We start from the raw sequence: 12,777 nt of genomic DNA on the forward strand, positions 1-12,777 counted from the left end.
TGCTGGTGGTTGACGCCGGGCAGCGGCGCAACCGGTTTGCGGCCACGTCCCACGGTTTCCTCAGCCAGGATGGCCAGCCGCCGGAGCTGATCGCTGCCGAAGGGCGAGGGCAGTTGATGGAATATCCGACGGTGACCTGGGTGCAGGACACCGCCGTTGAAGCGACTCGAAACCAGGATGGCTTCGTGGTGCGAACCCGTTGCAAGGGTGAGTTCAACGCTAAACGCTTGATTCTCGCTACCGGCGTGGTGGATGAGTTACCCGAGGTCGAGGGGTTGAAGGAGCGCTGGGGCAAGCATGTGTTCCATTGCCCGTATTGCCACGGCTATGAACTGGATCAAGGCCGCATCGGCGTGCTGGCGACGTCGCCGCTGGCCATGCATCACGCGATGCTGCTGCCGGACTGGGGCACCACCACGCTGTTTACCAACGGCGCATTTGTGCCGGATGCCGAGCAGCAGGCGCAACTGGATCGGCGTGGGGTCAGCGTCGAAAGCTCTGCGGTGCGGCGGATTGTCGGTGAGCGGGCGGATGTGGAATTGACAGACGGGCGGATGATCGCGCTGGACGGTATTTTCACCCTGTCCCGTACGCGCATGGCCAGCCCATTGGCTGAGCAGTTGGGCTGTGAGTTTGTCGAAGGGCCGACCGGGCCCTACCTGCTGACCAACGAGACGCGCCAGACCACCGTGCCCGGTGTGTTTGCCTGCGGCGATGCCAACCGGGCCGGCGGCTCGGTGGCGCTGGCGGTCGGCGAGGGTGTGCGCGCCGGGGTGGGCGCGCACTTTTCGATGATCTTCAACTGAGGTCAGCGCACCAGGCACGGCCGCTTGTTATCGAACGTCCAGCCCGGAATCATGAACTGCATCGCCACGCTGTCATTGCGCGCACCCAGGCCCATGCCTTTGTACAGTTCATGGGCGTGGGCCACGGCGTCCATGTCGATGTCCACGCCCAGGCCCGGTTTGGCCGGCACCTTGATGTGGCCGTCGACAATCTTCAGCGGAGCCTTGGTCAACCGCTGGCCGTCCTGCCAGATCCAGTGGGTGTCGATGGCCGTGATTTCCCCCGGCGCGGCGGCGGCCACCTGGGTGAACATCGCCAGGGAAATGTCGAAGTGATTATTGGAGTGCGAGCCCCAGGTCAGGCCCCATTCGTGGCACATCTGCGCCACGCGCACCGAGCCCTGCATGGTCCAGAAGTGCGGGTCGGCCAGGGGAATATCCACGGATTGCAACTGGATCGCATGCCCCATTTCACGCCAGTCGGTGGCGATCATGTTGGTGGCGGTGGGCAGCCCGGTGGCACGGCGGAATTCGGCCATGACTTCGCGCCCGGAGTAACCGTTTTCCGCGCCGCAAGGATCTTCGGCATAGGCCAGCACATGATGCTGGTCGCGGCACAGGGCGATGGCTTCTTTCAGTGACCAGGCGCCGTTGGGGTCCAGGGTGATGCGCGCATCGGGGAAGCGTTCGGCCAGTGCAGTCACCGCCTCGATTTCGTCGCCGCCGCGCAGTACGCCGCCTTTGAGCTTGAAGTCATTGAAGCCGTATTGCGCCTTGGCCGCCTCTGCCAGACGCACGATGGCTTCGGGCGTCATGGCCTGTTCATGACGCAGGCGGAACCAGTCTTCGGCATCGTCTTCACTGCGATAGGCCAGGTCGGTTTGCTGGCGATCACCGATGTAGAACAGGTAGCCGAGCATCTTCACCGCGTCGCGCTGCTGGCCTTCGCCGAGAAGGGCCGCCACCGGGACTTCGAGGAATTGGCCGAGCAAATCCAGGAGTGCCGCTTCCATCGCCGTGACGGCATGGATGGTGATGCGCAGGTCAAACGTCTGCAAACCCCGGCCCGCCGAATCCCGCGCGGCGAAGGTCTGGCGCATGGCATTGAGAATGCTCTGGTACTGGCCGATGGGCTTACCGATCACCAGGCTGCGGGCGTCTTCCAGGGTCTCGCGGATGCGTTCGCCGCCGGGTACCTCACCGACGCCGGTACGGCCGGCGCTGTCGGTAAGGATCACGATGTTGCGCGTGAAAAACGGCCCGTGGGCACCGCTGAGGTTGAGCAGCATGCTGTCGTGACCGGCCACCGGGATGACTTGCAGGCCGGTCACGACCGGGGCGCTGTTGGCGTGGTGCTGGTGTTCTGTGTTCATCGTGTAGTCCTTATTTGCTCAAGACGGGGGCGGGTTGCAGCACGCTGCTGGTGGTCGGGCCGGGCAGTGTCCTGGCGAAAAACACCAGGATGGCCGCAAGGATCGAAGTGCCCGCCAGGCCATACAAACCGCCCTGGATCGAGCCGGTGGTCTGTTCCAGGAAACCAAAGGTGGTGGGCGCGACAAACCCGCCGAGGTTGCCGATGGAGTTGATCAATGCGATCACCGCCGCGGCGATGCGTGCATCCAGGTAACCCTGGGGAATCGGCCAGAACAGCGAGGACGCCGACTTGAAGCCGATCGCCGCGAAGCAGATGGCGATAAAGGCAAAGATCGGCCCGCCGGTAGTGGAGAGGAACATGCCGACGGCGGCGATCAACAGCGCCGCAGCGACCCAGGCTTGCTGGAACTTGAATTTGCCCGCCAGTGCCGCGAAGGCGTACATCGCGATGATCGAGATCAACCACGGGATGGAGTTGTAGAAACCCACCTGGATGTCGCTCAGGTCGCCCATCTTTTTAATGATGCTCGGCAACCAGAAAGTGGCGGCATAGATCGTCAGTTGGATGCAGAAATACAGGGCGCAGAACAGCATGATCTGACGGTCCTTGAGCAGCTTGCCCAGGGTCGGCTTGACCGTGGTCGCGGCGTCACGCTCGCGCTGTTCGCGGTCGATCTCGCCCACCAGCGCATCCTTTTCTTCAAGGCTGAGCCACTTGGCGTCGTGGGGTTTGGAGTCCAGCCAGAACCACACGAAAAAGCACAGCAGCACCGACGCCATGCCTTCGATGATGTACATCCACTGCCAGCCATGCAGGCCCAGCCCGGTGATTTGCAGCAGCACGCCGGACAAGGGGCCGGAGATCAGCGAGGCGAGGGCCGAGCCGCTGAGGAAGATTGCAATCGCCTTGCCGCGTTCGACGCCGGGCAACCAGCGGGTGAAGTAGTAGATCACCCCGGGAAAGAAGCCCGCTTCGGCCACGCCCAGCAGAAAGCGCAGGATGTAGAAGTGGGTTTCGTTCTGGATAAAGGCCATCAATGTGGCGGTGATGCCCCAGGTGAACATGATGCGGGTCAGCCAGATGCGCGCGCCGACTTTTTGCAGGAGCATGTTGGACGGCACTTCGAACAGCGCGTAGCCGATGAAAAACAACCCGGCGCCGAAGCCGTAGGCGGCCGCACCAATGCCCAGGTCGTGCTCCATATGGGTACGCACAAAGCCGATGTTGACGCGGTCGATGTAGTTAACGATGAACATGATCACGAACAGTGGGAGCACATGGCTCTTCACCTTCTTGATCGCGCGGGCCAGGACCGGGTCGGTGGCAGGCGCAGCTGTCGCAGGGCTGGAAGGGGTCACGGGTCAAACTCCCACTGATTATTGTTGTGCGGGGACGTATTTGGGTTGTCAGAGATGTCTGACAACTTGATAGACATCATACAACTGCATTTTCAGAGATGGCAACCCTCTACAGGAGCGAGCTTGCTCGCGAAAATCGTCAACGATTACGCGGTTTGGTGCAATGTTTGAGCTGCGACGGGTTTTTTCGCGGGCAGGCTCGCTTCTACAGGTATTTGTTTGTTGTCATACAAGTTGGCTCGTCTAAGAATGCTAGTATTGCCAGGCGCCCCAGAACGGAATTCCTGATGCAAAACCCCAGCTCGGCACCTCATCGCAAGCGCTCCCCGGGCCTTGCCCACGATATCGTCACCGCATTGACCCAGCAGATTCTCTTGGGACAGATGGCGCCGGGTGAGAAGCTGCCATCCGAGTCCGCTATCGTGGGCGAGTACGGCGTCAGCCGCACGGTGGTGCGCGAAGCGCTTTCCAAATTGCAGGCCGCCGGGCTGGTGGAAACCCGCCACGGTGTCGGCACCTTTGTGCTGGAGCGCGACGAGCGCCACGGCCTGCACCTGACCCACGACACCGCCGCCAGCGTGCGCGGCATTCTTGAACTGCGCATGGGCCTGGAAACCCAGGCAGCCGCCCTGGCAGCCTTGCGCCGTACCGATGAACAACTGCAGCAGATGCGCCAGGCACTGGATGATTACCAGGACTCGCTGGCCAACAACGACAGTGCCGTTGAGCCTGACGTGCGCTTCCATCGCCTGATCGCCCAGGCCACTGGCAATACCTATTTCACCGACGTGATTTATCACCTGGGCCACTCGGTAATCCCACGCACCCGGATCAATGCCGAGGAACGCGGCGACGCGGACCTGATGGAGCTGGGGCGCCTGGCGAACCTTGAGCACGAGGCGATCCTGAAAGCCATCCGCCGCCAGGACCCGGACGCGGCCCGGGCCGCCATGCTGTTGCACTTGAGCAACAGCCTGGAGCGGATGACCGGAGAGTAGGCGGGGCTATTTGCTGTCCAGGAAGTCCAGCAGCGCGGCATTGAACAGCGTCGGGTCCTGCAGGAATGCGAAGTGGCTGGTGTTCGGCAGAATCAGCAGGCCCGCTCCCGGAATGGTCGCCGCGATGTATTCGGTGTGTTCTCGCTTGATCGCCTCATCGTGGTCGCCGTCGACAATCAGGATCGGAGTCTTGATGGACGCCAGTTGCGCGTCGGTCCAGTTGGGTTGGCTGGCCCACATATGGCTGATCTGCTCGACGAAGGCGTCGTACTCTTTTGGCGTCGGCGAGTGCCTGGCGTACTCCTGGCCGGCGCGCTCGATGAAGGCGGCGAAGGTCGGATTTTTCTCTACGCCATCCTTGACCCCGGAGGTCTGGGTGTTGGCGGCAAAGGCAAACACCTTGCCGATACGGTCGGGATGGCGCAGGGCAAGATCGATACCGATGATTGCGCCGTCGCTCCAGCCGACGATATCGGCGCGGGGGATTTTCAGGCTGTCGAGTACGGCGACCACATCATCGGCCATCAAGTCGTAACCGAAGGGGTTCTCGTCCCGGGAACTGCGCCCGTGGCCACGGCTGTCGAGGCTGATGACCGTGTGTTTGGCAGCCAGCGCCTTGACCTGGTTGCCCCAGTAATCGGAATTGGACAGGCCACCGTGCAGCAGGATCACCGGCGAACCATGCCCTGTCTTGGTGTAGTAGACCTTGATGCCATTGACGGCGGCATAGCCGGTTTTGGCCCCCGCAATCGGCGCCGGGGTGGGCGGAAGGGTTTCCCAGCGTTCCGCGGCCTGAACCCCGGAGAAGGACAGCAACAGGCAGGCAGCTGCCAATAAGCGACGTGACATGGCGATTCCTTTTTTGTGAGCAGGTTGAGGTCATCCGGCCAGATGTGCGCTCGACTCTAGCACCGTGCCTACCTTGGGAAACACGCATTTTTTCCTATCAAAAACGCCCTTTGGAAAGAGAAAAATACAGTTATATCAATGGAATAAATTTGTCTTTTGCAGCGGGTGGGCTAAGGGTTTCAACTGGTGGTTTTTTCGGTCATTCCCGGCAGGGGCATTTTCTTCAATACCGCGATCCGTCTTCTCCTTAAGGTTCAGCTCATACCCGCACAACAAAAAGGAATTGCAATGAGCTTGATCATTTCCATGGCCGCTTTCGCTTTGGCCACCTCCATCACGCCGGGACCGGTGAATGTGGTGGCCATCAGTTCGGGGGCGCGCTTTGGGTTTGCCGCCAGTCAAAAGCACGTGGCTGGAGCCGCGTTGGGATTCACCTTGCTGCTGGTGCTGATTGGCCTGGGGCTGCATGAGGTGCTGGTGCGCTGGCCGCTGCTGACCCAACTGATTCAATGGGGCGGGGTGGCGTTCCTGTTGTACATGGCCTGGAAGCTGGCAGTGGACGATGGGCGCCTGGACGCTGAAGGCACGGCCGCGGCGCCGTCGATGCTCTATGGGGCGATCATGCAATGGCTCAACCCCAAGGCCTGGTTGGCGTGCGTGGCAGGCATGGGGCTGTTTGTCGCCGATGGCGATGCGCAGCAAGTCTGGCTGTTTGCGACGATCTACCTGGTGATTTGCTACTTGTCGGTGGCGTGCTGGGCGTACGCCGGGACGTTCCTGCGCCGCTACCTGAGCAACCCCCGGGGCATGCGCCTGTTCAATCGCTCGATGGCCGCCTTGTTGGTGGCCAGCGTGGGGTATCTGCTGCTGGCCTGAGTCAGCCGCGATATTGCCCGGGCGTTGCCGCCAGGTGCTGTTTGAACGTGCGCTGGAAATGCGCCTGATCAGAAAAACCGGCCGCCAGTGCGACGTCTGCGATCAACTGGCCGCTGCGCAACTGGGTGCGGGCAAACTGAATACGGCGATTGACCAGGAATGCGTGGGGCGTCATGCCGTAATACTGCTTGAACGCACGAATCAGGTACGACGGCGACAGTTCAGCCGCCTGGCAAATGTCTTCGAGCTTCAGGGCCTCGGTGCAATGTTCGCGGATATAGTCGGCGGCCCGCTCCAGCTTGTGATTGACCTCGCGCACCGGGGTCTCCGACGGGTTGAGGCGTTGTTGCACCTCGGTGAAAAAACTCACCACCGCACTCTGCTTGTGCAGGTGTTCGGCGTGGTTGTCCACCAGCACCTCATACAGCTCGTTCAGCCCGCGGTACAACGCGACATCCGTGGTGTGGGTGGCGGTGAACGGACGAAAGTCCTGGTCCTTGCTGAAACCCAGCTGGTGCTGCAGGTCGGTCAGCCAGGCCGTATCGATATACAGCATGTGATAGGACCAGGGCAGATCATCAATGGGGTTGCAGGCGTGGACATCCCCGGGATTCATCAAGACCACGGTGCCGGTGCTGATCTTGAAGGTCGATGCCCCATGGATGTACAGGCTCTGCCCGGCCGTGATCGCGCCGATGGAAAAGTGCTCGTGGGCGTGGCGGGTGTAGCAGACCTTCCGCCCGTCGGCGATGGTGCGAGCCTCAATGAACGGCAGGCGTTCGTCGCGCCAGAAGGACGGGGCAGTCGGTTCGAGGGGCGATCGCATCACTACAAGCCTCACCGGGAAACAATGCAGTGAATGATTACACAGAAACCGGCCTGCAACGTTTCATTTCATGGTTTCGGGTTCCATTCTGCGCAGGAAACCGATCCGCGGATCTACGCCGTTGATGGCGTCTGCCAGGGAAAGGGGTTGCTTCGCCGCCGCTCGCGCCTCATCGGCGCCTACCAGCAAGTGCTGGTCAATCACGATGCTGGCAATGGCCAGGCTGCGTGGCGAGGTGAAGGTGTTGGGTACCACAGGGCCCGGCCCATAGACGGCAGGCTGCTCGGCAAAACGTTGGGCAATGACCGTCGCGTGTTGCTGCCCGTTGGGAATGGTGCCGCGCGCGTACGCTGACCAATCGATCGGCAGCGGGCTGCCTTGGGTATTGCCGGTGCGCAGGGCCTGTTCGAATATTTGCAGGGTCAGGCCCGGTAATGGGGCAACCTTCAGTTGCTTTGGGAGAAATTCGTAGAAGCGCTTGTCGCCGGCGTACCTGCACAACACCAGCACCCCGAATCTCCCGATGCCCGATGTCTGCCCGCCAGCACTGGTGCGTGACGTTTGCAGGCGATGGAATTCCAGGCTGCCATATTCCATGCCTTTACGGCTAAGCAGGGGCAGTTGTGACATCCAATACACGATCGACTGTAGCAGCGCGGCGCGCACCGCCGTGTAGCGCTTCTCGAACTCGGCCGCGAAAGTGGAATGGATTGACCCCAACTCATCGAACCGTGACGCCATGCTGGCGAAATCAACGTCCTTGAGGGTCGAGCGCCATTGCGTTGTGCCTTTGGTCAGCTTGCCTGCCATGTGCAACTGAACCAGGGAAACGGCGGTATTGGCGGCGATATCCGGCTCCGAGCGGTTACCAGGCCTGGCCTGCCATTGTATGACCATTCGCTCCAGATCGGTGCTACCGGCAAACACCCGCTGAAGATCCTGCAAGGCTATCTCATACAGGCTGGTATGCCCGTTCTTCTTCAACTCGGAACTGATCTGCAACTGGTTGAGCTGCTCGTTCAACGCGGCAATGGCGCGATTCTTCTGCGTGGTACTGTGCCCATCAACGTTTTTGGCCAGTACTCCGTTGGCCACGGCCCAGTCGACGATCGGCAGACTGCCTCGGCGAACCCGGCGGGAGGGCATGATGAAGTAGATCACCGCCATGAAGTCGGTGAAGCGCATGGCCCGTGATGCACCCGGTGTTTCAGCTTCGATCAGGTCCACGTATTGCTTGAAATGTACCCAGGTATGGGAACTCATGTACGACACCTCATCAGGGATGTCCCGCACCAGGAATTCCGGGGCGATGCCCGCCAGCAACAGGTGCGCGGCCATGGGTACGGCGCTGGTGCGCAGGACCTTGAACTGGACCATGGCTTCTACGGCGTTACGGACTTCATGGAAGGTCAGGCCCCAGTTGTAGGAATCGGTCAGGTCATAGCCGGCGACAGTGGCCCGCTGCTTACCAGCATTCGCGTCCAGGCTGAGAATCAGTGCGGCAAACAACAGTGCGTTTCTGCTGGCACGGGTGTTTGCAGCGCTGGCGTGTTCACCGTACCAGCCCACGGTTTCCGATAGCCGCGCGGCCAGTGCCTGGGCCGGGGGCGATGCCAATAGTTGGTGCAGCAGCAGATCAGCCTCGGCGCGCACCTGGTCACGGTTTTTTTCGCCGACGATTGTTTCGCTCAGGTAGTCGAACAGTTTTACGTCCTGGTTGGGCAGGAAGGCGGCGACGGTCTGCAGCACCTGTTTGCGTTGCGCCGCCAGCAGTGGCATCACCTGCAATGCCCGCCAGTAGTTGCCGTGGCGTGGCTGTTTGGTTGTCGGGATGCGCAGGATGCGTGCCGTGGCATGGGCTTCGTCACGGGTAGCCGGTAGCGCCATCTGGTAGAGGTTGAGTAACTGGCGCAAGCTGACCTGGCCATTGGTGCTGATGCGCCCGCCGGATTGGCGGGCCAGTTCCAACAGGGGTTCGGCCATCGAGGTCAGGCTTGAAAGCGGTGTGTCCGCACGGGTGAGTACCTTGGGCGCATCGTCCAGCGCGTAACCACTGAGTTCGCCGTCCGCGTTCAGTACATACACCCGGGCAAGGTTGAATTGGCGGGTGGCGCTCACGCGTTGAAAGGCCGATTCCTGGCGCAAACCTGCGAGCAGTTGCGCCCCTTTGTCCACCAGCATGGCAAAGGGCGAGTCAGCCGCCAGGTTGAACGTCATGTCCAGGGTGCTAGTGAGCTGCGTATCGAGGGTGATCGACTTGAGTGCTGCTTGCATGGTGTAACGGTCATTGAGGACCGCGATATGGCGCATGTGTTTGCTGACGGCCACCAACGAGTGGGCGGCCGAGCTGACATAGGGAAACGTCGCTGCGCTGGTGGCGCGCAGTTGTTCCACCAGGACCTGAACGTCCCCTGCACTGGCAGGACGGGGTAGCCGATACGCCGTCATCAGCGCGGCCAGGCTGAGGCTGGCGTCCGGCAATATGTCGGTATGGGCGAGATTGGCCAGGCGCTCCAGCTCATCCCATTGCTGATTCAGCGCTGAGTTGTTGGAGCGATCCAGAGGTGAGGTATTGGCCTCGCGGCCGTCGGTCACGGCGATCACTACTTTTTGGTCGACGGAATAGCGGTAAGTGGGGGCAGCGCCTTGACTGGCAGGGTTGAGGCTCGCGAACTCTTCGCCCTGCGTCACGGCGTAAAGCAGCTGTGCCGCGTACTTTAAGGTGCTCGACAACATTGAGTCCGAGTCCAGCGTGCATCGTTGCAGGTAGAGCTGCAGCCAATCGAAAGGCGGGCTGCCGTTTGTACTTTGTTCCAGGAGCGTCTGCAGCGCATCGGCCAGTTGTTGGTAATCCCGCTGCTCTTCGGTCAAGCGCTTGCGCAGGGTGGATTTGAGCCGCCCGCTTTCATCGACACCGGGCAGCGTGTCGAGGGTATGGATCTCTTCGAGAATCACCTGAGCCTGCAAATGATTGGTCGGTAACGGGTAGCCATAGAAGGGCAATACCAGGTTCAGAGGCAGTGTCCTCGAATGAGGTTCGACGAGGTTTTCCATGAATGGCAAGCCGGCGTTGACCGTATCGATAATCTGCACCACCTCCAGGATCGGATTCGCGACGCGCCACCAATCAGAGTCTTTGTCCAGGGTGAAGGTGTACGGTGTTTTGACCGTGCCTTCCAGGATCGTGGCCTGCAGATCGCCGCCCCGAAACACCAGGCTCGCCAGTTCCAGGTCATGGCGTGAGGCCCACTCACGGAAGGCCGGGCGGCCGATGGCGTCACAGAAGAGCCGCACCCAGCGACCGAGCATGGTATTTTCCGGCACGCTGATCAAGATGGGTTCGGTTGCCGGGGTGGTGCCTTGGGCAACCAGTCTGATCAAACCGGCGATCAGTTCGGCGATCAGCACTTGATCGTCCTTGAGGCGCAATGCCTGGTGCTTGATCAGGTCCAGGGCGGAGGGAGAAATATTCTTCAACAGGTGGGACAGAAAGGGTAAGTCATCCATGGCGTTCAGGCTCTGTGCAAGGTCGCCCACGTGCTATGGGCGACCGGAGCCTGCATCGTCGGATGGGCCGGGCCAGAACAAAAGATGTACCTTCCTGACGGGGTGTAGCCCGAGTCGACTGCCGTTGCGGGCGCTACGGCAGTCTGGCGTTTGGGCTCAAAAATCCCAGCGGGTCGCCAATTGCAGGCTGCGCGGCTCGCCGTAGAAACCGGTACCGAAGTTGCCCAGGCCGGTGTAGTACTTTTTGTCGAACAGGTTCTTCACGTTCAACGTGGTGCTCAGGTGCTCGTTGAAGCGGTAGCGCGCCATCACGTCCACCAGGAAGTAGCTGTCCTGGGTAATGCGTGAGTTGTGGCCGAAATTCACCGAGTCGTTGGGATCGGGCTGGAACACATTGCCGAAGAACTCGCTCTGCCAATTCACGCCGCCACCCACGGTCAGGTTCTCCAGGGCGCCGGGCAGCCGATAGGTGTTGAACAACCGCACCACTTGCTGGGGCGTGGTGGTTTGCAGCACAGAGCCATAGACGTAATCGCCGTTGGCGTCACGGCTGTGCTGGTAGGTGTAGCCCGCCGAGACGTTCCAGCCGTCCAGCACTTCACCGGCCAGTTCGACTTCAAAGCCCTTGGTGGTAGCGCCGGCAATCGGGCGATATACCGAGTCGGTCTCAAACCCGGAAACGTACTGCGCAACGTTGTCCTGTTCGATGCGGAATGCGGCGAAGCTGGCGTTCAGGCGGCCGTCGAAGAAAGCGGCCTTGAGCCCGGCTTCGTAGGTGTCGCCTTCAATCGGATCGAGCAACTTGCGGTCGGCGTCCTTGCTGTTTTGCGGTTTGTAGATCTTGGTGTAGCTGGTGTACACCGACCAGATGTCATTCAGGTCGTAGACGATACCGGCATAGGGCGTGACGACGCCGGTCTGGCGGTAGGTGAAACGGTTGTCGGCCTTGGTCGGGTCGTAGAAGTCGGTGTTGTCGGTGCCGCTGAAGTTGCTGACGCGGGTACCCAGGATCACCGACAGGTCATCGGTGGGTCTCAAGCGCGTGGCCAGGTACGCGCCGGTCTGGCGTTGCACGATGTCGTTCTGGCCGCTGCGGGGAATGTCAGGCTTCGGGTATTCGCCGCGCCAGTCGTAAATGCTGCCGCCCACGGGCGGGTAGATCGAGCCGTACACCGGCACGTCCTGCTTCGAGCGGGTGGCCATGAAGCCCATGATCAATTCATGCTCGCGCCCGAACAGGCTGAAGGGGCCATTGAGGTTGATGTCCAGGGTGTTTTGCACCTGGTCACCCTTGTATTTGCCCATGAACATGTACATCCCGTCGCCTGTGACCGGGTCCGGGTTGCCGCCGCTGGCGGAGGCGAGCAGGGTATCGTGCTGGCTGCGCTTGCGGTCAAGGCTGACTTTCAGCGACCAGTCGTTCGCGAGCTTTTGTTCCACCGAGGCAAACAGGGTCTGGTTCTGGAAGTCGCGACGGCTCCAGTCGGCGGCCGGGTTGAAGGACCGCGAGAAGTCGGTGCGTGAACCGTTGCTGAAGTACATCGGGAAGCCGGTCCAGCTGGCGCCACGGGAGCGGGTGTCCTGCTGGTCGATGCCGAAGGTCAGCAGGGTGTCCGGCGTCAGGTCGGCTTCGAGGATGCCGTAGGCGATATCCTTGGTGTTCTGGTAGTGGTCCAGGTACGACTGGCGATCCTGATACACGCCGACGAAGCGCCCGCGCACGTTGCCGGAGTCGGTCAAAGGCCCGGAAATATCGCCTTCGGTGCGGTAGTTGTCCCACGAGCCGAAGGTCTGCGTGACCGACGCCTTGAAGTCCCGGGTGGGCTTTTTGCGAATCAGGTTGACCGTGGCCGAAGGATCGCCGGAGCCGGACATCAGGCCGGCTGAGCCCTTGATGATTTCCAGGCGGTCATACACCGCCATGTCGGTGCTGGTGGTGCCGTAGTCATACACGCCGTCGTAGGTGGAGTTGACCCCGTCGTACTGGAAGTTGGTGATCGGCAGGCCGCGGCTGGAAAACTCCCAGCGTTCGCTGTCGTAATTCTGCACGCTCACGCCCGGTGCACGGCGCAGGGTGTCGGCGATGCTGGTGGAGCCTTGGTCGTCCATTTGTTGGCGGGTGATCACTGTTACCGACTGCGGCGTCTCGCGCATCGACAGCGCCAGGCCGGTGGCCGAAGCCATGGCGCCGGTGGTGTAGGAG

9 protein-coding genes are annotated in these 12,777 nt (G+C 61.2%); 3 read left to right on the forward strand and 6 right to left on the reverse strand.

Going from position 1 to position 12,777, the window contains the following annotated elements; genetic code table 11:
* A partial coding sequence (locus HX846_RS10430; RefSeq protein ID WP_178965346.1) for an NAD(P)/FAD-dependent oxidoreductase occupies positions 1-806 on the forward strand: 806 nt, incomplete at its 5' end.
* 2 nt (positions 807-808) lie between these two features.
* Here HX846_RS10430 and gudD read toward each other — a convergent pair.
* Both gudD and HX846_RS10440 read right to left on the reverse strand, forming a co-directional pair.
* On the reverse strand, positions 809-2,158 hold the full coding sequence (gene gudD, locus HX846_RS10435; RefSeq protein WP_003207434.1) for a glucarate dehydratase: 1,350 nt from the start codon (positions 2,156-2,158) through the stop codon (positions 809-811).
* 10 nt (positions 2,159-2,168) lie between these two features.
* Positions 2,169-3,518 (reverse strand): MFS transporter, encoded by a 1,350-nt coding sequence (locus tag HX846_RS10440; RefSeq protein WP_008435222.1) that lies wholly within the window; start codon positions 3,516-3,518, stop codon positions 2,169-2,171.
* Positions 3,519-3,805: 287 nt separating this feature from the next.
* On the opposite strand from HX846_RS10440, the gene HX846_RS10445 reads away from it, so the two are divergent.
* Positions 3,806-4,516 (forward strand): FadR/GntR family transcriptional regulator, encoded by a 711-nt coding sequence (locus HX846_RS10445; RefSeq protein ID WP_008435219.1) that lies wholly within the window; start codon positions 3,806-3,808, stop codon positions 4,514-4,516.
* Between the two features lie 6 nt (positions 4,517-4,522).
* On the opposite strand, the gene HX846_RS10450 is transcribed toward HX846_RS10445, so the two are convergent.
* Positions 4,523-5,365 carry an alpha/beta fold hydrolase gene (locus HX846_RS10450; RefSeq protein WP_008435217.1) on the reverse strand — a complete coding sequence of 281 codons (843 nt, stop codon included), beginning with the start codon at positions 5,363-5,365 and terminating at the stop codon, positions 4,523-4,525.
* Positions 5,366-5,653: 288 nt separating this feature from the next.
* Here HX846_RS10450 and HX846_RS10455 point away from each other — a divergent pair, with 288 nt between their 5' ends.
* A complete protein-coding gene (locus HX846_RS10455) occupies positions 5,654-6,241 on the forward strand; it encodes a LysE family translocator (protein ID WP_177044788.1) in 588 nt (195 codons plus the stop codon).
* A gap of 1 nt (position 6,242) precedes the next feature.
* On the opposite strand, the gene HX846_RS10460 is transcribed toward HX846_RS10455, so the two are convergent.
* The 3 genes from HX846_RS10460 to HX846_RS10470 all read right to left on the reverse strand — a co-directional run.
* Positions 6,243-7,067, reverse strand: a complete 825-nt coding sequence (locus tag HX846_RS10460; protein ID WP_003207444.1) for an AraC family transcriptional regulator — start codon at positions 7,065-7,067, stop codon at positions 6,243-6,245.
* Between the two features lie 63 nt (positions 7,068-7,130).
* Complete coding sequence (locus tag HX846_RS10465; protein WP_178965347.1) at positions 7,131-10,574, reverse strand: hypothetical protein; 3,444 nt, start codon at positions 10,572-10,574, stop codon at positions 7,131-7,133.
* A 156-nt stretch (positions 10,575-10,730) separates the two neighbouring features.
* On the reverse strand, positions 10,731-12,777 hold a 2,047-nt coding region (locus HX846_RS10470; protein ID WP_178965348.1), incomplete at its 5' end, for a TonB-dependent siderophore receptor.

Source organism: Pseudomonas sp. K5002 (genome assembly GCF_013386655.1).
Lineage (GTDB): Bacteria > Pseudomonadota > Gammaproteobacteria > Pseudomonadales > Pseudomonadaceae > Aquipseudomonas.

Coding starts and splice junctions, on each gene's coding strand:
- HX846_RS10445 (WP_008435219.1), top strand. CDS start 3,806: ATGCAAAACCCCAGCTCGGCACCTCATCGCAAGCGCTCCCCGGGCCTT.
- HX846_RS10460 (WP_003207444.1), bottom strand. CDS start 7,067: ATGCGATCGCCCCTCGAACCGACTGCCCCGTCCTTCTGGCGCGACGAA.
- HX846_RS10465 (WP_178965347.1), bottom strand. CDS start 10,574: ATGGATGACTTACCCTTTCTGTCCCACCTGTTGAAGAATATTTCTCCC.
- HX846_RS10450 (WP_008435217.1), bottom strand. CDS start 5,365: ATGTCACGTCGCTTATTGGCAGCTGCCTGCCTGTTGCTGTCCTTCTCC.
- HX846_RS10455 (WP_177044788.1), top strand. CDS start 5,654: ATGAGCTTGATCATTTCCATGGCCGCTTTCGCTTTGGCCACCTCCATC.
- gudD (WP_003207434.1), bottom strand. CDS start 2,158: ATGAACACAGAACACCAGCACCACGCCAACAGCGCCCCGGTCGTGACC.